22 protein-coding genes and 1 other annotated feature are annotated in these 20,839 nt (G+C 38.6%); of the genes, 11 read left to right on the top strand and 11 right to left on the bottom strand.

What is annotated here, in order from left to right; genetic code table 11:
- Window positions 1-41: 41 nt before the first annotated feature.
- The gene (mobA, locus tag HV560_RS03590) at window positions 42-1,124 is read right to left on the bottom strand and encodes a molybdenum cofactor guanylyltransferase MobA (RefSeq protein ID WP_176812161.1); all 1,083 of its coding nucleotides are present in this window, start codon (window positions 1,122-1,124) and stop codon (window positions 42-44) included.
- An 84-nt stretch (window positions 1,125-1,208) separates the two neighbouring features.
- Between mobA and HV560_RS03585 the strand changes: the two genes are divergently transcribed.
- Together HV560_RS03585 and dsbA are read left to right on the top strand one after the other, a co-directional pair.
- A complete protein-coding gene (locus tag HV560_RS03585) occupies window positions 1,209-1,478 on the top strand; it encodes a YihD family protein (RefSeq protein ID WP_159629008.1) in 270 nt (89 codons plus the stop codon).
- 63 nt (window positions 1,479-1,541) lie between these two features.
- Window positions 1,542-2,180 (top strand): thiol:disulfide interchange protein DsbA, encoded by a 639-nt coding sequence (dsbA, locus tag HV560_RS03580; RefSeq protein WP_176812160.1) that lies wholly within the window; start codon window positions 1,542-1,544, stop codon window positions 2,178-2,180.
- A gap of 82 nt (window positions 2,181-2,262) precedes the next feature.
- Here the strand turns inward: dsbA and srmB are convergent, their stop codons facing one another.
- Window positions 2,263-3,585: an ATP-dependent RNA helicase SrmB gene (gene srmB, locus HV560_RS03575; RefSeq protein ID WP_176812159.1), complete on the bottom strand. Its 1,323-nt coding sequence runs from the start codon at window positions 3,583-3,585 to the stop codon at window positions 2,263-2,265.
- Window positions 3,586-3,733: 148 nt separating this feature from the next.
- On the opposite strand from srmB, the gene HV560_RS03570 reads away from it, so the two are divergent.
- A complete protein-coding gene (locus HV560_RS03570; protein WP_176807620.1) occupies window positions 3,734-3,994 on the top strand; it encodes a GrxA family glutaredoxin in 261 nt (86 codons plus the stop codon).
- Window positions 3,995-4,030: 36 nt separating this feature from the next.
- Here HV560_RS03570 and HV560_RS03565 read toward each other — a convergent pair whose 3' ends face one another.
- From HV560_RS03565 to HV560_RS03550, 4 genes are all read right to left on the bottom strand, one after another.
- Window positions 4,031-4,132: a methionine/alanine import family NSS transporter small subunit gene (locus HV560_RS03565; RefSeq protein WP_176809572.1), complete on the bottom strand. Its 102-nt coding sequence runs from the start codon at window positions 4,130-4,132 to the stop codon at window positions 4,031-4,033.
- Complete coding sequence (locus tag HV560_RS03560; RefSeq protein WP_420371385.1) at window positions 4,132-5,577, bottom strand: sodium-dependent transporter; 1,446 nt, start codon at window positions 5,575-5,577, stop codon at window positions 4,132-4,134. Before HV560_RS03560 ends, HV560_RS03565 begins: the two co-directional genes overlap by 1 nt.
- 393 nt (window positions 5,578-5,970) lie before the next feature.
- Window positions 5,971-7,266 carry an HlyC/CorC family transporter gene (locus tag HV560_RS03555; protein WP_176812158.1) on the bottom strand — a complete coding sequence of 432 codons (1,296 nt, stop codon included), beginning with the start codon at window positions 7,264-7,266 and terminating at the stop codon, window positions 5,971-5,973.
- Between the two features lie 120 nt (window positions 7,267-7,386).
- Window positions 7,387-8,184, bottom strand: coding sequence for a cytochrome C assembly family protein (locus HV560_RS03550; protein WP_176807623.1), 798 nt, complete (start codon window positions 8,182-8,184; stop codon window positions 7,387-7,389).
- 210 nt (window positions 8,185-8,394) lie between these two features.
- Between HV560_RS03550 and yceD the strand changes: the two genes are divergently transcribed.
- The 3 genes from yceD to plsX are packed head-to-tail and all read left to right on the top strand — an operon-like array spanning window position 8,395 to window position 10,157.
- Window positions 8,395-8,919 (top strand): 23S rRNA accumulation protein YceD, encoded by a 525-nt coding sequence (yceD, locus tag HV560_RS03545; protein ID WP_176812157.1) that lies wholly within the window; start codon window positions 8,395-8,397, stop codon window positions 8,917-8,919.
- A 16-nt stretch (window positions 8,920-8,935) separates the two neighbouring features.
- A complete protein-coding gene (rpmF, locus tag HV560_RS03540) occupies window positions 8,936-9,106 on the top strand; it encodes a 50S ribosomal protein L32 (protein ID WP_159628999.1) in 171 nt (56 codons plus the stop codon).
- A 19-nt stretch (window positions 9,107-9,125) separates the two neighbouring features.
- Window positions 9,126-10,157 carry a phosphate acyltransferase PlsX gene (plsX, locus tag HV560_RS03535; protein ID WP_176807624.1) on the top strand — a complete coding sequence of 344 codons (1,032 nt, stop codon included), beginning with the start codon at window positions 9,126-9,128 and terminating at the stop codon, window positions 10,155-10,157.
- 26 nt (window positions 10,158-10,183) lie between these two features.
- On the opposite strand, the gene hisD is transcribed toward plsX, so the two are convergent.
- Window positions 10,184-11,467, bottom strand: coding sequence for a histidinol dehydrogenase (gene hisD, locus HV560_RS03530; RefSeq protein ID WP_176812156.1), 1,284 nt, complete (start codon window positions 11,465-11,467; stop codon window positions 10,184-10,186).
- Window positions 11,468-11,593: 126 nt separating this feature from the next.
- Window positions 11,594-12,493: an ATP phosphoribosyltransferase gene (gene hisG, locus HV560_RS03525; protein WP_176812155.1), complete on the bottom strand. Its 900-nt coding sequence runs from the start codon at window positions 12,491-12,493 to the stop codon at window positions 11,594-11,596.
- Window positions 12,494-12,514: 21 nt separating this feature from the next.
- Window positions 12,515-12,640, bottom strand: a sequence feature (His leader region).
- A 198-nt stretch (window positions 12,641-12,838) separates the two neighbouring features.
- Between hisG and HV560_RS03520 the strand changes: the two genes are divergently transcribed.
- A complete protein-coding gene (locus HV560_RS03520) occupies window positions 12,839-13,696 on the top strand; it encodes a phosphoribosylaminoimidazolesuccinocarboxamide synthase (RefSeq protein WP_176809569.1) in 858 nt (285 codons plus the stop codon).
- A 136-nt stretch (window positions 13,697-13,832) separates the two neighbouring features.
- On the opposite strand, the gene ilvC is transcribed toward HV560_RS03520, so the two are convergent.
- Window positions 13,833-15,314 carry a ketol-acid reductoisomerase gene (ilvC, locus tag HV560_RS03515; protein WP_176807628.1) on the bottom strand — a complete coding sequence of 494 codons (1,482 nt, stop codon included), beginning with the start codon at window positions 15,312-15,314 and terminating at the stop codon, window positions 13,833-13,835.
- 270 nt (window positions 15,315-15,584) lie between these two features.
- Between ilvC and HV560_RS03510 the strand changes: the two genes are divergently transcribed.
- On the top strand, window positions 15,585-16,829 hold the full coding sequence (locus tag HV560_RS03510; protein ID WP_176809567.1) for a paraquat-inducible protein A: 1,245 nt from the start codon (window positions 15,585-15,587) through the stop codon (window positions 16,827-16,829).
- Between the two features lie 83 nt (window positions 16,830-16,912).
- Here the strand turns inward: HV560_RS03510 and HV560_RS03505 are convergent, their stop codons facing one another.
- Window positions 16,913-17,371: a methylglyoxal synthase gene (locus tag HV560_RS03505; protein ID WP_159628992.1), complete on the bottom strand. Its 459-nt coding sequence runs from the start codon at window positions 17,369-17,371 to the stop codon at window positions 16,913-16,915.
- Between the two features lie 121 nt (window positions 17,372-17,492).
- Here HV560_RS03505 and thrC point away from each other — a divergent pair, with 121 nt between their 5' ends.
- The 3 genes from thrC to fabR all read left to right on the top strand — a co-directional run bounded on the left by thrC (window position 17,493) and on the right by fabR (window position 20,501).
- Complete coding sequence (thrC, locus tag HV560_RS03500; RefSeq protein WP_176807630.1) at window positions 17,493-18,767, top strand: threonine synthase; 1,275 nt, start codon at window positions 17,493-17,495, stop codon at window positions 18,765-18,767.
- A 215-nt stretch (window positions 18,768-18,982) separates the two neighbouring features.
- Window positions 18,983-19,867, top strand: coding sequence for a DNA-binding transcriptional regulator OxyR (gene oxyR, locus HV560_RS03495; RefSeq protein WP_176807631.1), 885 nt, complete (start codon window positions 18,983-18,985; stop codon window positions 19,865-19,867).
- 1 nt (window position 19,868) lies between these two features.
- A complete protein-coding gene (fabR, locus tag HV560_RS03490; protein ID WP_176812154.1) occupies window positions 19,869-20,501 on the top strand; it encodes an HTH-type transcriptional repressor FabR in 633 nt (210 codons plus the stop codon).
- A gap of 33 nt (window positions 20,502-20,534) precedes the next feature.
- Here fabR and HV560_RS03485 read toward each other — a convergent pair whose 3' ends face one another.
- The gene (locus HV560_RS03485) at window positions 20,535-20,834 is read right to left on the bottom strand and encodes a DUF4298 domain-containing protein (RefSeq protein ID WP_176807633.1); all 300 of its coding nucleotides are present in this window, start codon (window positions 20,832-20,834) and stop codon (window positions 20,535-20,537) included.
- Between the last annotated feature and the right edge of the window lie 5 nt (window positions 20,835-20,839).

Genomic DNA, 20,839 nt, shown 5'->3' with positions numbered 1-20,839 from the left:
GAACTATTTCTAGGGGCTTTTTCTACTCTTAAAAAGAGTATCTAACTTGCCTTATTTTCTAACCAATTCTTAATAAAATCTGCTATTTCCCCAATATTATTAATATCTAACCAATTTTCTCTATCAAGCGAATAATCTGTTGCTGTCGCAATTGTCCATTGATCTAAATCAGGCAACGGCTGAACAATGCCCTTACGGTGTAGCTGAATTTTGGGCAAAGTTTCGTGCTTAAAGCCTTCCACAAAAATTAAATCAATTTCTTGCGGATTGAATTTTGCAATTAATTGCGAAAATTCGACCGCTTGTTTGGTTTCCACCATTAATGCCCAGCGTTCATCGCACACAATCATCGTAGGGTTTGCCCCTGCCTCACGCAGTCTGTAGCTATCCTTGCCTTTTTTATCCACATCAACATTGTGATGAGAGTGCTTAATTAGCCCAACTCGAATGCCACAAGCGGTCAATTTCGGCATTAATTTTTCCAATAAGGTTGTTTTACCTGTGCCACTGTAACCAGTAATGGCAAGGGTTTTAACAGGAAACGGGCTTGGTCGACTTAAATCCTCAAGTGTATTAAAGTTGGTGAATGCTAATTTTTGTTCGGAAAAATCAACTGCCACGCTTTTTTGTGATTGGAAGAATGCAAGCAATCGCTGTTGGTTTGAGCCTAAATAGGCTTTCAAATCTTCTTGTACCGAACGATGAATCAACGCAAAAGTGGGATGTGGACGCTCACCATCATGGGCATATGCAATTTGTGCGTTATTTATCCGCAAAGCAGTTTTTAATTTTTGCAATAACAGCTCAGGCATAAAGGGCGTATCGCAAGGCACAAAAAGCAAATAGTCACTTTCAATTTGCTCAAATCCTGCCAGCATTCCACTGAGTGGACCTTGAAAATCAGGCAAGCTATCTTGATAGTAAGGAAAATCAGGATAAAGCTGCTGATATTGCTCAATAGAGCGATTGACATTAAGCCAAATATCGCTTACTTGCGGTGAAAGCCGCTTTAAAATGTGTGAAATCAATGGTTTGTCTTCAAAAAGTTGTAATCCTTTTTCTACTCCATTCATTCGACGAGCTAATCCACCGGCTAAAATTACAGCTGAAACGCACTCTTCCATTCTTATCCCTTAAAATTTTGCAAAAACTAAAGCAAAAGTATATTATTTCAGTGAACTTCCAACAAGATTTTTAAGGGGCAAATAATGAAATGCAAACGCTTAGAGGAATTATTAACACTGCTCGGCGCACATTGGCGTAAGAATCCCGATTTACATTTAATTGACATTTTGCAGCAACTTTCCATTGAGGTAGGCGAGCCAAATAATTTTAATGCCTTGAGAGATGAGGTGTTAATTTATCAACTAAAAATGCGAAATGCCAATAAACACGAACCCATTCCAGGCATTAAAAAAGATTATGAAGATGATTTTAAAACGGCTTTATTACGTGCACGTGGAATTTTAAACGATTAAGACTGTCTTATTCATCACTCATTTAACAGTTAGCACCTATCAACATTTTTTGAAGGAATCATTATGAAAAAATTAGTATTAAAAACAACTTTTGTTGCACTTTCTGCTCTTTTTGCCTTTAGCTCAACAGCAATCGCAGCAGAGTTAACAGCAGGCAAAGAATATACCGAGGTGCGTAAAGCACCTTCTGCACAAAAAGAAGTCGTGGAATTTTTCTCATTCTACTGCCCACATTGTTATAATTTTGAATTAAGCTACAAAATCCCAAATCAGATTAAGGAAAAATTACCAAGTGATAGTAAATTAGTGCAATATCACGTTAATTTCTTAGGGCGTCAATCTGAAAATTTAACCCGTGCTTGGGCATTAGCGATGGCATTAGGTGCGGAAGATAAGGTAAAAACTGCTTTATTTGAAGGTGCACAAAAAGATGCGTTCAAATCAATGGATGATATTCGTTCCGTATTTTTAGCAAACGGCGTTACCGGTGAACAGTTTGATAGCGGCATTAATAGCTTTGCGGTAAACGGATTAGTAAATAAGCAAGTTCAATTAGCGGAAGATTTTAATATTCGTGGCGTGCCTGCGTTTTTCGTAAACGGGCAATACCAACTAAACTTAGAGGGCTTTGCAGATTCTGCATCAACCAACGATTTTATCAAACGTTATGTTGATGCGGTTATATTCCTGATTAAAAAATAGTTGCTTGGTATCGGGGTATTGTTTTAGCAAATGCTGAATAGGTAAATCCTATTCAGCATATTTTATTTTCACACCCATTCAATTAAGAAACTTCTTTACTACTAGGCTTACGGCGTTTACCAATGTTCTTTGTATCTTTATGACGAACTTTGACTTTTTGCATCACCGCTTCTTTTTTCACTTCTTTTTTCTTTTTGATACGTGCTTTTTCTTTTTTGCTAATCACATTTAGCTCGCCATCCTTCGGGGCTTTAGTACGAGGTTCTAAACCGTCGATAACACGAGGTTTTAATGCTTCTTCTGTGTAGCGTTTAATTTTACCGAGCAGCTTGTAATCGTGAGCCTCTACTAACGAAACCGCAGAGCCTTTTTTGCCTGCACGTGCAGTACGCCCGATACGGTGGAGGTAAGTATCAGCACTGTAAGGCAAATCATAATTGATGACAAAATCCACATCATCAATATCAATACCGCGTGCTGCTACATCGGTTGAGACCAACACATTCACAACCCCCTCTTTTAAGCGAGAAATCGCCTGATTACGCTTAGTTTGTGCCATCTCGCCTTCAAGATAGGTAGAACGCAGACCTCGTTTACGCAGCGTTTCGCTCAGCTCTCGCACATCTTCACGACGGCGAACAAACACAATCGCTTTTTCAATTGAAAAATCCCCAAGCAATCGAGCCAATAATTTAGTTTTATGTTCCACATTATCCGAATGATAATACCATTGCTGAATTTTTTTACGCTCACGGCGGCTTGGTTCGGCATCAACTTTAACAGGATCGTTTAATAACCGCGTAGAAAAATCTTCCAGCGATTCCCCTTCAAGGGTTGCTGAAAATAGCCAAGTATGTTTACGCCAGCGAGTTTCAGCTGCGATTTTCTCCGCATCTTGTCCAAAACCCATTTGCAACATTCGATCGGCTTCGTCAAAAATAAGCACTTCCACCGCACGGCAGTCAAAATTCTCTTCCTTAATGTATTGCATTAAACGCCCAGGTGTTGCCACTACAATATCTTGATTGCTGTTAAATACTTCTCCGTGATTTTGATACGCCACGCCCCCCGTAATAGTTGCAATGCTTAATTTAGTAAATTGAGCAAATTCTTTTGCTTGTTCTGCCACCTGCATTGCTAATTCTCGGGTTGGTGTTAGGATTAAAATACGAGGGGCACCCGGCTTACGGCGTGGATAATCTAATAAATGCTGAATGGCGGGTAATAAAAATGCGGCTGTTTTTCCCGTTCCTGTGGGGGCAGAGCCTAGCAAATCACGCCCTTCAAGTGCAATTGGAATCGTCGCTTGTTGAATAGCTGTTGGACGACTGTAACCTTTTTTTGCTAAGGCCTTGAGTAGTTGAGGGCTTAAATCAAACTCTTTAAAAGTTATTAATTCGGTCATACTTTCCTCGGTATATTATTTTAAGATAGAGTATATCATATTAAAGGGTACGATGATGGGGAATAAATCTTACGTAAAGTTGTAAAAAATTGTTACAATGATACTGCTTGTAAAGCGTAATTTTTGATTTTTATAGAAGGAATATTTTATGTTTGTTGAAATTTATGGTCGTTTATCTTGCCCATATTGCGTCCGTGCAAAAGCATTAGCAGAAAAAATGAAAAATGAATTAAACGGTTTTGATTTTAAGTTTGTGGATATGGTTGCAGAAGGCATTTCGAAAGAAGACTTAGCCCCTCGAGTTGGTAAGCCTGTTGCTACCGTACCTCAAATTTTTGTCGATAACACTCACATAGGCGGTAGTACCGATTTCCAAGCTTTTGTAAAAGAGAAATTTGGAATTGTTTAATGAAATATGGCCGCTTGCAAGCGGTCATATTTTTGTTTATTTTTGCTTTTCTTTTGGTAGATGCTTAATTGAGAAAATTAATCCACCCCAAATGATCACAATCGCCACCACCATTGTAATAATTGCTGCTGTACTCATTATAGCTCTCCTTTTGGTTCATTTTTCCAAGCTAGTTTTGACAATAAATATGCCACTACAATTAATGCAATCGCCATACCCCAACCAAAGGTATTTATAAACCAGCTTGGGTAACCTTCATAGCCTTCTCGGTACACTTTGGCAATTTCACTAAACAACATAAAAGCTAATACACCTGCAGTAATTATGATACATAAACGCCAGATAAAACCTACTTTGAATGAAGAAACTTCATTTAAATGCCTCTCCAATATGCTGAGTTTTTCGCTAGTTACAATTGCAATTAAAGATACAAATGCCACAGCTACAATACCAAATTGGTTCACAAATTTATCCATTACATCAAGCATTGGTAAGCCTGTTGTTGTACCAAATAACAACACAGAAACGATCATCATTGGAATACCCACTAATAACGTGGCTTTTACACGACTTGCATTGAGCTTATCTTGCACTGCTGCAACAATTACCTCTACCACAGAGATGAATGAAGTTAAAGCAGCAAATGTTAATGAACCGAAGAATAATACACCAACAAGGGAGCCCATTGGAGCCTGGTTAATAATAGTTGGGAAAGCAAAGAACGCTAAGCCGATACCGCCTTTTGCCACCTCATTGACCTCTTGACCTGCTGCCGTTGCCATAAAACCAAGTGCAGCAAATACACCGATACCCGCTAATAATTCAAAACCACTGTTTGCAAAACCGACAACTAAACCCGAGCCTGTTAGGTCTGTGTCCTTTTTCAGATACGATGAATAGGTAATCATAATTCCGAAGCAAATTGAGAGTGAGAAGAAAATTTGTCCGTATGCAGCAATCCACACACTCGGATCAGACAGTTTTTCCCAGTTTGGAGTAAACAACGCATCTAAGCCTTTCATCGCTCCTGGCAGCGTCAAAGAGTATCCAACTAACACTAAGAACATCACCACAAGTAATGGCATTAAAATGTTAGAGGAGGCGGAAATCCCTTTTTTGATTCCAAGAGCAAGCACTGCAATTGCCACTAACCATACAGCAATTAACGGCCCTGTAACCATTCCAACAAATTCAAAACTTACACCTTGACTTACATCACCCATTTTTAAAAACTCGCCGATGAAGAAATCAACAGGCTTTTCTCCCCAGGCCCCATTTAATGAAAAGTAGGTATAGCTTGCTGCCCAGCCAAGAACAACCGCATAGTAAATACCGATAATAGCGTTGATAAGCACTTGCCACCAACCGAAGGTTTCAAATTTTGAGCTGAAACGGCGGAATGAAAGTGGTGCACCAGCACGGTATTTATGACCGATAGCGTAATCTAAGAATAACAATGGAATACCCGCCGTCAGTAGTGCGATAATATATGGCAAAATAAACGCACCACCACCATTTTCATAAGTAGTATATGGGAAACGCCAAATATTCCCCAAGCCAACAGCAGAACCAATCGCTGCCATAATAAATGCACCACGACCAGCGAAAGTTTCTCTGGTAGATGCTTCATATTTTTGATTAGACACGAAAAATACCTCAAGTAAAAATTATTTAATCATCATTGTTTGTGTAAATAAACTGTATTGACGAGGCGAAATATGCCGAAAATTAATAGAAAAGTAAATAGAAAAAAATAAAAACAAAAGGAGGTAAATATTATATCTGATAGATTATAAATCCATAAAAAAACGATAATTAAGAACATATAACTAAAATATATCAGAAAAAAGAGGAATATAAAGATAGAGCGAGAGAAATTTAGCATAATTATTTTATGATTTTTTATAAAAAAAATAACATATTATTTACAAATAATATGTTATTTCAAAATGCCGATTTGCAAAAAATTTAATTTTCTAACCGCTTGTATCTCTATTATCTTGCGTATTTTTTTCTGGTAAATATTCTACTTTCGCTTGTTTTACCATATTCTCTGCAACTTCAAGAATGATCACTTTAAGATTATAAAGTTCGAACTCCATTCCTTCGTCAGGAATTTTTTCCAAATGTTCTAGAATTAAACCATTAAAGGTTCTGACCTCATCAAGGGGTAAATCCCAATCAAATAATTTATTCAGATCACGTAAGTTCGCTGAGCCTTCAATAATTACTGTGCCATCTAACTGTTTCTGGACTTCTTGCTCAAGCGTTGGGGCAGATGAAGTAGTAAATTCCCCCACGATTTCTTCTAAAATATCAGCGAGCGTGACTAAACCTTTAATATCGCCATATTCATCCACCACTAAACCAATTCGCTCTTTATTCGCTTTGAAATTTATTAATTGAGTAGTAAGCGGCGTACCCTGAGGAATAAAATATACTTCATCTATCGCTCGCACCAACATCTCTTTTCTGAACTCGTTTTTCTCAAGCATTAAGCGAAATGCTTCTCGCACACGTAAAATACCAACAATATTATTATCCATATCACCTTTGTAGATAATTACTCGTGCGTGGGGGGCATGGTTAAGCTGACGCATAATTGCTTTCCAATCATCATCAATATCAATACCGCTGATATCGTTTCGAGGTACCATAATGTCATCTACCGTCACTTTTTCCATATCGAGAATAGAAACCAGCATTTCTCGATGCTCTTCTGGGATAAATTTACCCGCTTCAAGCACCACGCTACGAAGTTCTTCGGCACTTAACCCCTGCTTGTCATGTTTCTGAATACGCAATAATCTCATTAATCCAGCAATAATCATATTCATCAAAAAGACGATAGGGCTTAACATTTTTTTCAGTGGCGTTAAGATAAAACTAGCAAAAAAACCCACTTTTTCAGGATAAATGGCGGCAATGGTTTTCGGTAAAATTTCAGAAAACACCAACATAACAAAAGTGAGTAACCCCGTTGAAATTGCAATGCCAGCTTCACCTGAAAGCTTCATACCAATCATTGTGGCAATTGCTGAGGCAGCAATATTAACAAGGTTGTTACAAATTAAAATAAGGCTAAGTAGCACATCGGTACGTGCCAACAGTTTTTCCGCCAATTTTGCGCCTTTATGCCCACTGGCTGCAAGGTGTCGCATTTTATAGCGGTTTAAAGACATCAGGCCTGTTTCAGAGCCTGAAAAAAAAGCAGAGAGTACTAAAAGAATAGCTAAGGTAATAAATAAACTACTCAGGGGAATACTGTCCAAAATTAAATTCCTATATAAATTAATCGTAAAGTTATAACCTAGTCACGTTGTGGTTATAACTCGCTTTCATCTCAAAAGCCCGATTTGCAAAAATCGGGCTTTTTTAACCGCTTGTTGCGATTAGTGGACGATCAAACGGCTACCGAAATAGCCGATTGTGAGTAGCATCATACCTGAAATCGAATAAATAAGCACCCGTTTTCCACGCCAGCGTAATTTCCACTGACCTAGAATTTGTATGTTATAGATAACCCACGCCAAGAATGAGAAAATCGCTTTGTGAATATGTTCTGAAGAAAAAAAGTTATGTAAATACACCATTCCTGAGATAAGCGTTACAGTGAGCATGGCTTGTGCAGCCAGAGTTAGTGTAAAAAAATGACGCTCCACGGTCATTAGTGGTGGCAAAACCGAACAGAAAAACATTTTTTTGCTTTTGAGCTTTTTATCTAGCCATTTTAGTTGGAATGCGTAAATTAAAGCGAGGAAAAATAAAGCATAAGAGAAAAGAGCAATGCCGAGATGAAATAAAAAACCCGCATTCTCTTCCAAGTTACGGATAAAACTGCCTTGAGTTAGACTTGCCACCGCTATGCTACAAATTGCAAAAGCATAAACAATAATCAGTGGGAACCACACTGTTTTCCATTTAAGTAGCGCAAATGTCACACATATCGCCATAATAAAACTCATAAGTGAGACGACGTTGGCAACAGTAAAGTTTTGCCCGATGACTAATATAAAATCGTTATATAACGTTGCTGAATGCAAAATCATCGACAATAATCCCAATCCAAATACTAAGGTAATATTAGGATTTTTGTCTGTAGCCGTAGTACGCTCCAAATTTACCAAAGTTGGCGCAACCGAAAGCAAGCTCAACGAGTAGGCAAGAATAGCTAAAATAGAAAGTAACATTTTCTCTCATCCGTTAAATAAGAATAATTTTCAGAATTCTAATCAAAAGTGACCGCTTTCGCTAGTTTTTACTATGATTAGATAAAAATTTACTTGAAAAATAATGACTTTTACCTCAATTTTTTGCTAGATAATAAGTCTGCGAATAATTTGGTAAAAAATAAATTTTCTTTTGACTAATTTGCTTTCTATCTGTAATATGCACACCCTATGCAAAAGGTAAAACTACCCCTTACGATTGACCCTTACAAAGACGCTCAGCGTCGAGTGGATTATGAAGGCTACATTCCTGGTAAACTTCTAAAACGCTTGGGTGAATCAGTATGTAATGTGCTAAATGATGCACAAGTTACTCTTTCGTTGTATGTTGATCCACAACGCTTAACCGTCATTAAAGGCACGGCAATAGTTAATGTGGGATTTGATTGCCAACGTTGTAGTAACACGTTTACACAAACGCTAGACTGTTCATTTTTTTTCAGTCCAGTGTCCAATATGGATCAGGCGGACAACTTGCCCGAAATTTATGAACCTATCGAAGTAAACGAGTTCGGTGAAGTAAATTTGCTAGAAATGATTGAAGATGAATTTATTCTTGAATTACCTTTAGTCCCGATGCATAGTGAAGAACACTGTGAAGTGTCCGCAACCGAACAGGTATTCGGTCAGTTGCCTGAAGAACTGGCAAGTAAACCAAATCCGTTCGCAATATTAGCTAATTTAAAGAAAAACTAGATCTAGGAGAAAGCCCGTGGCTGTTCAACAAAATAAGAAATCTCGTTCACGTCGTGATATGCGTCGTTCACACGATGCATTAACAACTGCAGCAATTTCAGTAGATAAAACAAGTGGCGAAACTCACTTCCGTCACCACGTAACTGCAGACGGTTACTACCGTGGTCGTAAAGTAATCAACAAGTAATTCCTCTTGAGGTTTTATTTTGAATGATATCACTCTTGCATTAGATGTGATGGGCGGGGACTTCGGTCCCCGTGTTACTATTCCTGCTATCGCAAAAGCCTTAACGCAAAAGTCAAATCTCTCATTTTTACTATTTGGTGATGAAAACCAAATTACGCCATTATTACAAAAATATTCTCTGCTAAATCACCCTAAAATCCAACTTCATCATACTGAACAAGTAATTGATAGCGATATTCCTTTTTCCAAAGCAATCCGTCAAAGTAAGAACAGCTCTATGCGTTTAGCAATTGAAGCGGTGAAAGAAGGAAAAGCACTAGGCTGCATAAGTGGCGGTAATACAGGAGCATTAATGGGATTAGCAAAATTACTCATTGAGCCATTACCTAATATTGAACGCCCTGCACTCACCTCTCTGATACCAACAACAAATGGTAAATCTAGTGTAATGCTAGATTTAGGTGCAAATATTGAAGTGAGTAACTACCAGCTACAACAATTTGCAGAAATGGGAAATCTATTTGCTCAGGTGATGCTGGACCTCGTTTACCCTCGCCTTTCTTTATTAAATATTGGCACAGAAGAAAACAAAGGTAAGGCACAACTTCAAGCAGTCCACCAATTACTCAAACATAGACAAGATATAAACTACATCGGTTTTATTGAAAGCGATAAATTAACCAATAATCTCACAGATGTTATTATTTGTGATGGATTCACTGGTAATATTGCCTTAAAAGCGTTAGAAGGGGCAGCAAAAAATCTGCTTTCTCTATTTAAAAAGGAGAAAGCAGATTTTAACATTTGTCGTAATACCAAACGCTATTTACTCAAACTCATTTTTTATCGTTACTACCGAAAACTACAAGAAATCAATCCTGATCGCCATAATGGAGCAACATTACTGGGCTTATCAAAAGTGATTGTGAAAAGTCACGGCGGAGCAAATGCTAATGCGTTTTACTATGCAATTGATTATGCTGTTCAGCAAATTCAGAGTGATATTCCGAATAAAATTCTACAAGGTTTAAACCAGTCTTACACAAAATAAGCGAACAAGTTGTTCGCTTGTGTGAGCTAGCGCTTTAATTTTGCAACCCTAAGACTTACTGCATTACGATGAGCGTCTAACAACTCTGCACTCGCCATTTTCTCAACTGTTTCTGCTAATGCTAAAAATCCTTGCTGAGTAAGCTCCTGAACTGTCATTCGCTTACTGAAATCCGCCAATCCTAAGCTGGAATAGGTTTTAGTGTAACCATAAGTTGGCAGAACATGGTTTGTCCCGCTGGCATAATCGCCCATACTTTCTGGTGAGTAAGCACCTAAGAAAATTGAGCCTGCATTATCTAAATCGTCCAAAAGTGAACGAGGATCTTCTGTTTGAACAATTAAATGTTCAGGTGCATATTTATTACTAATTTCGACCGCTTGTTGTAAATTCTCTGCAATAAAAGTACGGCTGTGAGCCAGTGCTTTCCGTGCAGTCTCACCACGGGGCAAAACCTCAACCTGTTTTTCCAACTCTTTATCCACCGCTTTAGCTAAAGCAGCACTTGGGGTGACTAAAATCACTTGAGAGTCTGCCCCGTGCTCTGCTTGCGAGAGTAAATCACTTGCCACAAAAGCAGGATCAGCAAATTCATCTGCAATAACTAACACCTCGCTTGGACCCGCTGGCATATCAATTGCCGTTCCCTGTTGCATAACCTGTCGCTTGGCTTCTGTCACAAAACTATTACCTGGCCCAAAAATTTTATCCACTTTGGCTACTGTTTCTGTGCCATTTGCCATTGCAATAATGGCTTGAGCGCCACCAATAGCATAAATAGTCTCAACTCCACACAAATTCGCAGTGTAAAGAATTTCATCTGCAATTGGCGGAGGGGAACAAAGCACTATTTTCTTACAGCCTGCAATTTTAGCAGGCACTGCAAGCATAAGCACAGTAGAAAAAAGTGGTGCTGAACCACCAGGAATATAAAGCCCCACGGCATTAATTGGGCGAGTAATCACTTGGCAACGCACACCTGGCTGAGTTTCAATATCCACTTCTTGATTTTGTTGAGCTTTGTGAAAAGTTTGAATATTCACTTTAGCATTTTGAATCGCTTTTTTAAGCTCTGGGGAAATACGGCTCTCTGCCTGCTGAATTTGCTCTTTTGAAACAATAAGGCTGTCTAATTTAATTTTGTCAAACTGCTCACTTAATTCAAACAAGGCTTTGTCGCCATTCGCTAACACATTCGCTTTAATATTATCAACGGCTGCTTTAATACTCTCGCCAATAACTTGTGCAGGGCGATCGAGGTAGTCTTGTTTTTCGGTATCAGTAAGGTTATTCCAAATTAGGGTTTGCATATTGCTGTCCTTTTTTATGTCTATCGGATAGTTTCATAACGAACTCCATTTATTACAAGTTAACTTTTTAAAATGCTAAGCTCCAAGCCATTTAAACGGCTTAGAAAGGAGCATTATACTAAGAGACTAAGCGAGCATTTTTTCAATCGGCAATACTAAAACTGAGCTTGCGCCCGTCTCTTTAAGCTTTTCCATTGTTTCCCAGAATAAATTTTCTTGACTTACCACGTGCATTGCAACACGGGTTTGATCATTCGCTAATGGGAGAATAGTTGGGTTTTCCACTCCTGGTAGCAATGCCGTAATTTCAGCTAATTTATCTTTTGGTGCGTGTAACATAATATATTTCGATTCTGTAGCTTGTTGTATGCCTCGAATACGAGCCAGTAATTTATTCACCAACGCCTGTTTTTCTGCTGATAGTGGTTCTTTACGCTGAATGACACAAGCAGTTGAATGGTAAATAGCTTCAACTTCTTTTAATCCGTTCGCTTCTAATGTAGCCCCTGATGACACCAAATCACAAATTGCATTCGCAATACCAGCACTTGGTGCAACCTCTACAGAGCCTGTTAATAAAATACTTTTAAATGATACGCCCTGTTCTTTCATATAGCGTTTTAAAAGGTTTGGATAAGAGGTTGCAATGACTGCATTTTCTAAGTCTTTCACATTACTATAATTTTTATCACGATCTATAGCCAGTGATAATCGACAACCGCCAAAGTCTAACTGGCAAAGTTTTTTATAATTAACGTCTTCACCTGAACTCAAACGCCCTAGCTCTTCTTCCTCTAAAACATTTTCCCCAATAATGCCAAGATCAACTACGCCATCGAACACTAAACCAGGAATATCATCATCACGCACACGCAAAATCTCAATCGGCATATTTTCTGAGTAAGCGATGAGGCGTTGATCGTTCCAAATAATTTTGACACCACATTGCTTGAGCAACTCACTACATTCCTGACTTAAACGCCCCTTTTTCTGCATAGCAATTCTTAATCGATTTTTTGTTGTCATTGTTGTTTCCTTCTTTTAAATATGAAAAAACCCTATCGAAATAGCTTCCGAGAGGGTTAAATTTTGCTTTTTATGCGTACTCGGAAGTTTCTATCTTCCGCACACACCAAATGCCCGAAAGATTATCCAGGGAAATGATGGTGATGATGCGTACGAATAAATGTCATTTTTTGTTCTCCAAATGAATGGCTTAAAAGATACGCCTAAATTTTGGCAATAGCAAGTCTTTTTTCATAAATTTTTTGTGCTTTATTTAAGCATAAACAATCAATAGCAAACGTTTGCGTAAAGCGGTATAATTTTGACAATTTTTTACAAATCAGACGAATATATAGGAATGTGAAAATGCAAATCAGCTTAAAAAAAATCTACTCAGGTAAAGTGCGTGATCTCTACGAAATTGATGAAAAACGAATGCTAATGGTGGCAACCGATCGCTTATCCGCATTTGATGTAATCTTAGATGATCCCATTCCTCGTAAAGGCGAAATTCTTACCCAAATTTCTAATTTCTGGTTTGATAAATTATCCCATATTATGCCAAATCATTTTACTGGCGATAGCGTCTTTGATGTTTTACCCAAAGAAGAAGCACAAGCAGTCCAACACCGTGCCGTGGTATGTAAACGCTTAACGCCTGTGAAAATTGAGTCTATCGTGCGTGGTTATTTAACAGGTTCGGGGCTGAAAGATTATCAACAAACGGGCACAATTTGTGGCTTGAAATTACCAAATGGTTTGGTTGAAGCAAGCAAGTTGCCACAGCCCATTTTTACCCCCTCTAGCAAAGCAGAAGTAGGCGATCACGACATTAACATCAGTTATGAAGAATGCGAACGCCAAATCGGTATAGAATTAGCAGCCAAAGTGCGTGATGCCGCACTCAAACTCTATACAGAAGCGGCAGAATATGCACTGACCAAAGGAATAATTATTTGTGATACTAAATTTGAGTTTGGGCTAGATGAAAATAACGTATTAACCTTAATGGACGAAGTACTCACGCCAGATTCTAGCCGATTCTGGTCAATTGATACTTACCAAGCAGGCACAAATCCACCTTCATTTGATAAACAATTCGTACGTGATTGGCTAGAAAGCAGCGGTTGGAACAAGCAAGCCCCTGCCCCACAAGTACCCACTGAGGTGATTGAAAAAACTGTCGCAAAATACCAAGAAGCGCTTGATTTATTGACTAAATAATAACAAGCGGTTGTTTTTTAATGATATTTTGCAAAAGAAAAAGTGCAATATTACTACCGCACTTTTGCAAAAAATTTCGTTTTTTCGACCGCTTGTAGGGGCAATTATCATTTGCCCCTTCCATATCAAATCACCATTAATTTTGTGAAGAAATACGTTTCATATCCGTCATATAACCACGTAATTCTTGACCAATTAACTCAATTGGGTGGTTACGGATGGCATCATTTACGTCACGCAATGTAACGTTGTCAATTTCAACTGCCGGTGTTGGTTCGCCTAAATCACCTTTTTCTAAGGTTGGAATAATTTTCTCCGCTAAAATTGGGGTTGCAACGTGAGAGAATAGGTAGTTGCCGTATTCTGCGGTATCGGAAATAACCACATTCATTTCATATAAACGTTTACGAGCAATGGTATTTGCGATTAACGGTAACTCGTGTAGCGATTCGTAGTACGCAGACTCTTCGTAAATACCCGCTGAAACCATTGTGTCAAACGCTAATTCAACCCCTGCTTTTACCATTGCAACCATTAACACGCCGTTATCAAAATATTCTTGTTCCGCAATTTTAATGCCGTCTGCTTGTGGTGCGTTTTCAAAGGCAGTTTTGCCGGTTTCTTCACGCCATTTTAATAAGTTTGCATCACCGTTTTTCCAGTCTGCCATCATCGTTGATGAGAACTCACCGCTAATAATATCGTCCATATGTTTTTCAAATAAGAACGCTAATTCTTCTTTGATTTGCTCAGAAAGCTCAAATGCACGTAATTTTGCACTGTTAGACAAGCGATCCATCATTAAGGTGATACCACCTTGTTTTAATGCTTCCGTAATCGCTTCCCAACCAAATTGGATCAATTTACCTGCGTATGCTGGATCTTTACCTTCTGCCACTAGCTTGTCATAACATACAATTGAACCTGCTTGTAGCATACCGCAAAGAATAGTTTGCTCACCCATTAAGTCAGATTTCACTTCTGCTACGAATGAAGATTCTAATACGCCTGCACGGTCACCACCCGTTGCACTTGCCCAGGCTTTCGCAATCGCTAATCCCTCGCCTTTCGGGTCATTTTCTGGGTGAACTGCAATTAAAGTCGGCACGCCAAAGCCACGCTTGTACTCTTCACGCACTTCTGTACCTGGGCATTTTGGGGCTGTCATCACAACGGTGATGTCTGGGCGGATTTGCTCGCCTTCTTCCACAATGTTGAAACCGTGTGAATAACCAAAGGCTGCCCCCTGTTTCATTAATGGCATTACATCTGCAACTACTTTTGAATGCTGTTTGTCTGGGGTTAAGTTGATCACTAAATCTGCTTCAGGAATTAATTGTTCGTAAGTACCCACCACGAAGCCGTTTTCTGAAGCACGCTTAAATGATGCACGTTTTTCAGCAATTGCTTCAGCACGCAATGCGTAAGCGATGTCTAAGCCGCTATCACGCATATTTAAACCTTGGTTTAAACCTTGTGCCCCACAGCCTACAATAACCACTTTTTTGCCTTTTAAGACATCGCAACCATCTACGAATTCGTTTCTATCCATAAAACGGCAGCGACCTAGTTGATCTAATGTTTGACGTAAATTTAATGTATTAAAATAGTTAGACATTGTTTGTCTCCTTAATTAAATGAGGTTGTGAAGTGATTATACATTAACGTATTATTGCGTAAATTGAAAATATTAACATTTTATGTTGCAAAATACGCAATTATTTTTTATTTGTACATTTTTTTGAAAATTTAACCGCTTGCAATCTTCTAGATAAAGTAGAAAATAGCGATTTAAATTGGCAATAGATAAGATGGCACTTTAACTATCTTATATTTAATAATGCGTAGGGCAGGTCGATATACCCACCCCACAAGATAAAAGATAAAAATGAAGATCAAAAGCATTGTTCTACAAACCTGCCTTGAATGTGGTCAAGCAGTGCGAGTTTCTTTAGCAGAGAAAGGAGACTCCCTCTGCCCGACTTGCAATCATATTATACGAAAAGGCAATACCTGGAGCTTACATCGCAGTGCATTTCTCGCATTAGCGATTTTGATTTTATTGCCGTTTGCTCTTGGCTTTCCGCTACTCAGCATTGATTTACTTGGCGTAAAAATTAATGCAACAGTCTGGGACGGCATTTGGAAAATGGCAACTGCAGGCTATCATTACACCGCATTTATGGTATTAGTCTGTGCTGTAATTATGCCTGTTGTTTTCGTTTTGTTGATTTTAACTATTCAAATCCAACAAATCACCCGCCAGCGCCCTCGTTATACATTAATATTTCTCACTAAAATTCAAGAGTGGGTAATGCTTGACGTTTATTTAATTGCACTTGCCGTTGCCGCTTTTAAAATTCGGGATTATGCCAATTTACAATTTGATAGCAATTTAATCGCTTTCGTATTGGTTGCGATACTAAACACGCTCCTTTTTATCAAAATAGAACCTAAACAAGCCTGGGAGCAATTTTACCCTGAATATCACTCGCTACCTTTTGATCACAATAGTAAGCCAACGCTTTGCCCAACTTGCGAATACTGTTTTGATGAAACCATTTTAGACTTGAAGGGACAACAACGCTGCCCTCGTTGTGAGAGCAATTTATCGATTGCCGATAATATTAAAATTCAGCGTATATGGGCATCTTTGATTGCTGGCACGATTATGATGATTCCTGCCAATATTTTCCCAATTTCAATTACCGAAATGGCCGGCAAAGTGTCAGCAGATTCATTAATGTCAGGAGTGATTTTATTTGTTGAAATGGGCAGTTATCTTGTGGCTGCTATTGTATTTGTCGCAAGTATTGCTGTGCCTGTGAGTAAAATAACGATTATTTTGTATCTATTACTCGCGATTCACTACAAATGGCAGCACCCAATACACTTACAAATGAAATTACTCCATTACGTTCACTTTATAGGGCGTTGGTCAATGCTTGATTTATTTGTACTTTCATTGATGATGTCGCTACTTGAACGTGGGCAAATTTTAAGTTTTTCGGTAGGCGAAGCTGCTTTCTATTTTGGTGCAGCGGTTTTCCTAACAATGTTTGCCTCCGCCAATTTGGACGCTAGAATGCTGTGGAAGATTCATTTTGATCATCACGCAAAAACGCATAATTAAGTTGAGATTGCAAATTAGGTAAATGTGTAATGACAAGCGGTCAATTTTTATAAAAATATGACCGCTTGTTATCAGCGATAATGCTAACCCAAACGATCAGCTAAATAACCATCATAATCTGGCACAATGACCTCAACTTCTTGGTTAAATAAATCAGCATTTAACAGAAAATTGGCAGAAGTTTCATTAATTGCCACAGGAATATTCCACACCGTTGCAATTCGCATTAAGGCTTTAACATCTGGGTCGTGCGGGGCGGCATTCATTGGATCCCAAAAGAAAATTAACATATCAATTTTCTTTTCTGCAATCAGCCCGCCTAATTGTTGATCTCCGCCCATTGGTCCGCTCATTAACGAGGTAATTTCAAACCCTATTTCTCTGGCAAGCAAATGCCCTGTCGTCCCCGTTGCATAGAGTTTATGAGAGATAAGCTGCGATTTATGCGCTTGTGCCCAACGAATTAAATCAAGCTTGCAGCTGTCGTGAGCAACCAAAGCAATCTGTTTTTGTTTTGCAATTTTTCGTGTTGTGGTTTCCATTTTTATCTCCTTTGCAACATTTTTACGAAATCATACCGCTTATTTCTCGCTTTTGCATTGACTAATCACTGCTTATAGCTAAAATCAGTTAAAAATGGCTATTTTAAACAAGGACCCCTCAATGAACTTATACAACATCAAACATCCTCAAGAGCAAGTCAATTTCGCCCAAGCCGTACGCCAAGGTTTAGGCACAAATCAAGGATTATTTTTCCCTGACATTTTACCCAAATTAGACAATATTGACGAATTACTTGATTTACCTTTAGTAGAACGTAGCCAAAAAATTCTTTCCGCATTAATCGGGGAAGAATTACCCACAGAAACGTTAAATGCAATGGTAAAAAATGCGTTTACGTTCCCTGCACCGCTTGCCAAAGTAAATGATAATATTTATGCGTTAGAATTATTTCATGGTCCAACCCTAGCCTTTAAAGACTTTGGTGGACGTTTTATGGCTCAAGCGTTAGCGAATGTGCGTGGCGATGGCAAAATTACTATTTTAACCGCAACTTCAGGTGATACTGGAGCGGCAGTGGCTCACGCATTCTATGGCTTAGAGAATATCAATGTGGTGATTCTTTATCCAAAAGGTAAAATCAGCCGATTACAAGAAAAATTATTCTGTACATTAGGCGGTAATATTCGCACGGTGGCGATTGAGTCAGATTTTGATGCGTGCCAAGCATTAGTAAAACAAGCCTTTGATGATGTAGAACTTCGCCAAGCAATCGGTTTGAACTCGGCAAACTCTATTAACATCAGCCGCCTATTGGCTCAAGTTTGTTATTACTTTGAAGCAGTAGCACAGCTACCTAAAGAAAAACGTGATAACGTTATAATATCTGTGCCAAGTGGTAACTTTGGTAACTTAACCGCTGGTTTAATTGCCAAGTCAATGGGCTTACCTATTAAACGCTTTATTGCCTCAACGAATGCTAACGATACCGTTCCACGCTATTTACAATCAGGCAAATGGGAGCCAAATGCAACCATTGCAACCCTTTCTAATGCAATGGATGTAAGTCGTCCAAATAACTGGCCACGTGTTGAAGAATTATTTAAACGTAATAACTGGAGCTTATCAAATTTAGGCTCAGCCACATTAAATGATGAAGAAACCGAAGCAGCCTTAAAAGCCCAATATGCAGAAGGTTATTTATGCGAGCCACACGGTGCAATTGCTTACCAAAGCTTAAAAGACCAACTACAAGCAGGCGAAACAGGTATTTTCTTATGTACCGCTCACCCAGCTAAATTTAAAGAATCTGTTGAGCGTATTTTAGACATTGAATTACCACTTCCAGAAGCATTAGATAAACACAATAAATTACCGCTGTTATCTGATGAAATGCCCGCAGATTTTGCCACCTTACGTGCTTATTTATTAAAATAAATCGCGTCTAAATGGGGCATTAAGCCCCATTTTCTGTTATTGAGAAAATTCTCCTCGTCTCTTATTAATTTATTTAACCGAATTAAAAATCAAAACTTATCGTCAAATCCTATCAACTAACAAAGTTATATTGTAAAATGCTCAACATTAACCTTGCAAATATGGCATAATCCACCCATCGGATGAATAGGAAAATATCAAATTGGAGAAATAAATTGAATATTCGAGATTTAGAATACCTAATTGCCCTAGCAGACTATAAACATTTCCGCCGCGCAGCGGAGTCTTGTAATGTTAGCCAGCCAACATTAAGTGGGCAAATCCGTAAATTAGAACAGGAGCTAGGCACAATTTTACTAGAACGCACCAGCCGAAAAGTGCTTTTTACGCAAGCAGGCTTAACGCTAGTGGAACAAGCAAAAGTCGTATTAAGAGAAGTGAAGATTCTAAAAGAAATGGCAAGCAATCAAGGTAAAGAGATGTCTGGCCCACTTCATATTGGGGTCATCCCTACACTCGGGCCTTATCTTTCTCCCATCATTATTCCTGCATTGAAAAAAGAGTTTACTGATTTAGAGCTTTATCTTTACGAATTACAAACCAATCAACTATTAGATCATCTTGAATCAGGGCAATTAGATTGCGGAATTATCTCATTTGTCAAAGAAAGTGAACCTTTTATCGAAGTACCTATTTTTGATGAAGAAATTTATTTAGTTGTGCCAGAAAATCACGAATGGGCGAAGCTAGATAAATTAGATATCGGTTTATTAAAGAACAAAGAGTTACTATTCCTTGATGGTGGGCATTGCTTACGAACCCATACGCTTGATTACTGTTTATCTATTGGTGCAAAAGAAAATCCGCATTTTAAAGCAACTAATTTAGAAACTTTACGCAATATGGTTGCAGCAAATATCGGTATAGCACTGATGCCTAAACTAGCAGCCAAGCCAACAGAGGGCATTTGCTATATACCTTTTAATAATCCCAAACCCTTCCGTACAGTGGGTATGGTTTACCGACCAGGTTCACCATTACGTGTTCGCTATGAGCGTTTAGCTCAAGCAATCACACAGATTACCAAAGCTGAGGTTTAAAATGGCAAATGTAGTCAGCATACGAGCCATTCAAAAAGAAAAAACACGCAGAGCATTAGTTGAGGCTGCGTTTAACCAATTAAGTCCAGAAAAAAGCTTTTCCAACCTCAGCCTAAGAGAAGTTGCCCGTGAAGCAGGCGTTGCCCCAACGTCGTTTTATCGCCATTTCAAAGATATGGACGAGCTAGGCTTAGCAATGGTTGATGAGTCTGGTTTACTTCTCCGACAATTAATGCGTCAGGCACGCAAACGAATTGCTAGTGGCGGTAGCGTTGTGATTGTATCTGTTGATACTTTTTTTGAATTAATTGCCGATAGACCGAATGTATTCCGATTACTGCTACGAGAAAGCTCGGGTACATCACAAGCCTTTAGAACTGCCGCTTCACGAGAAATCCAGCACTTTGTTGCCGAATTAGCTGATTACATTATGGGAAAAGATAACCACAGCAAGCGAGCACTCGCCTATATTCAAGCGGAAGGATTGGTGACTTTAGTATTTACTGCTGGCTCTCACGCACTAGATATGAATAACCAAGAACGAGAAAAGCTCAAACAACGTGTGATTATGCAGCTTAGAATGTTAATTCGTGGTTCTGCTTATTACGCTAACAAACAAGTCCCTCACGAATAAAAACAGATGCTCACTTTAGCATCTGTTTTTATTTTATTCTTTCGTAATATATGCGGTTGATAATTTCAACCACTCTAACGCTAATTGATGTTGTTCTGATAACGCATTCCACAGCGCATCTTCAGACAACACACTATAATTGCCCTTTGTCTCTAACTCTTCATTAAAACTTTCATGCAATTTACGCCATTTCGGACCATCATAAAATTGGCTTAATGGCTCTAAAAGCTCGACGGCTTTCTTCCACTGTTCAAGGCTTTTTTCCAACTCAGGCAGTAATTCCGCCCATTCGTTATAACGATCTTGCATTTTTTGGATGTCTTCTTTTTTCATTATTC

It is taken from the genome of Mannheimia pernigra (genome assembly GCF_013377995.1).
In the GTDB taxonomy this organism is placed as follows: domain Bacteria; phylum Pseudomonadota; class Gammaproteobacteria; order Enterobacterales; family Pasteurellaceae; genus Mannheimia; species Mannheimia pernigra.
Note: the sequence above shows the minus strand (reverse complement) of the source record. Positions and strands in the feature narration are given on the sequence as shown.

What these genes read in the sequence shown, in the direction of transcription:
- mobA (WP_176812161.1), bottom strand. Translation starts at nt 1,124, where the DNA reads ATGGAAGAGTGCGTTTCAGCTGTAATTTTAGCCGGTGGATTAGCTCGT.
- HV560_RS03585 (WP_159629008.1), top strand. Translation starts at nt 1,209, where the DNA reads ATGAAATGCAAACGCTTAGAGGAATTATTAACACTGCTCGGCGCACAT.
- dsbA (WP_176812160.1), top strand. Translation starts at nt 1,542, where the DNA reads ATGAAAAAATTAGTATTAAAAACAACTTTTGTTGCACTTTCTGCTCTT.
- srmB (WP_176812159.1), bottom strand. Translation starts at nt 3,585, where the DNA reads ATGACCGAATTAATAACTTTTAAAGAGTTTGATTTAAGCCCTCAACTA.
- HV560_RS03570 (WP_176807620.1), top strand. Translation starts at nt 3,734, where the DNA reads ATGTTTGTTGAAATTTATGGTCGTTTATCTTGCCCATATTGCGTCCGT.
- HV560_RS03565 (WP_176809572.1), bottom strand. Translation starts at nt 4,132, where the DNA reads ATGAGTACAGCAGCAATTATTACAATGGTGGTGGCGATTGTGATCATT.
- HV560_RS03560 (WP_420371385.1), bottom strand. Translation starts at nt 5,577, where the DNA reads ATGGCAGCGATTGGTTCTGCTGTTGGCTTGGGGAATATTTGGCGTTTC.
- HV560_RS03550 (WP_176807623.1), bottom strand. Translation starts at nt 8,184, where the DNA reads ATGTTACTTTCTATTTTAGCTATTCTTGCCTACTCGTTGAGCTTGCTT.
- yceD (WP_176812157.1), top strand. Translation starts at nt 8,395, where the DNA reads ATGCAAAAGGTAAAACTACCCCTTACGATTGACCCTTACAAAGACGCT.
- hisD (WP_176812156.1), bottom strand. Translation starts at nt 11,467, where the DNA reads ATGCAAACCCTAATTTGGAATAACCTTACTGATACCGAAAAACAAGAC.
- hisG (WP_176812155.1), bottom strand. Translation starts at nt 12,493, where the DNA reads ATGACAACAAAAAATCGATTAAGAATTGCTATGCAGAAAAAGGGGCGT.
- HV560_RS03520 (WP_176809569.1), top strand. Translation starts at nt 12,839, where the DNA reads ATGCAAATCAGCTTAAAAAAAATCTACTCAGGTAAAGTGCGTGATCTC.
- ilvC (WP_176807628.1), bottom strand. Translation starts at nt 15,314, where the DNA reads ATGTCTAACTATTTTAATACATTAAATTTACGTCAAACATTAGATCAA.
- HV560_RS03510 (WP_176809567.1), top strand. Translation starts at nt 15,585, where the DNA reads ATGAAGATCAAAAGCATTGTTCTACAAACCTGCCTTGAATGTGGTCAA.
- HV560_RS03505 (WP_159628992.1), bottom strand. Translation starts at nt 17,371, where the DNA reads ATGGAAACCACAACACGAAAAATTGCAAAACAAAAACAGATTGCTTTG.
- thrC (WP_176807630.1), top strand. Translation starts at nt 17,493, where the DNA reads ATGAACTTATACAACATCAAACATCCTCAAGAGCAAGTCAATTTCGCC.
- fabR (WP_176812154.1), top strand. Translation starts at nt 19,869, where the DNA reads ATGGCAAATGTAGTCAGCATACGAGCCATTCAAAAAGAAAAAACACGC.
- HV560_RS03485 (WP_176807633.1), bottom strand. Translation starts at nt 20,834, where the DNA reads ATGAAAAAAGAAGACATCCAAAAAATGCAAGATCGTTATAACGAATGG.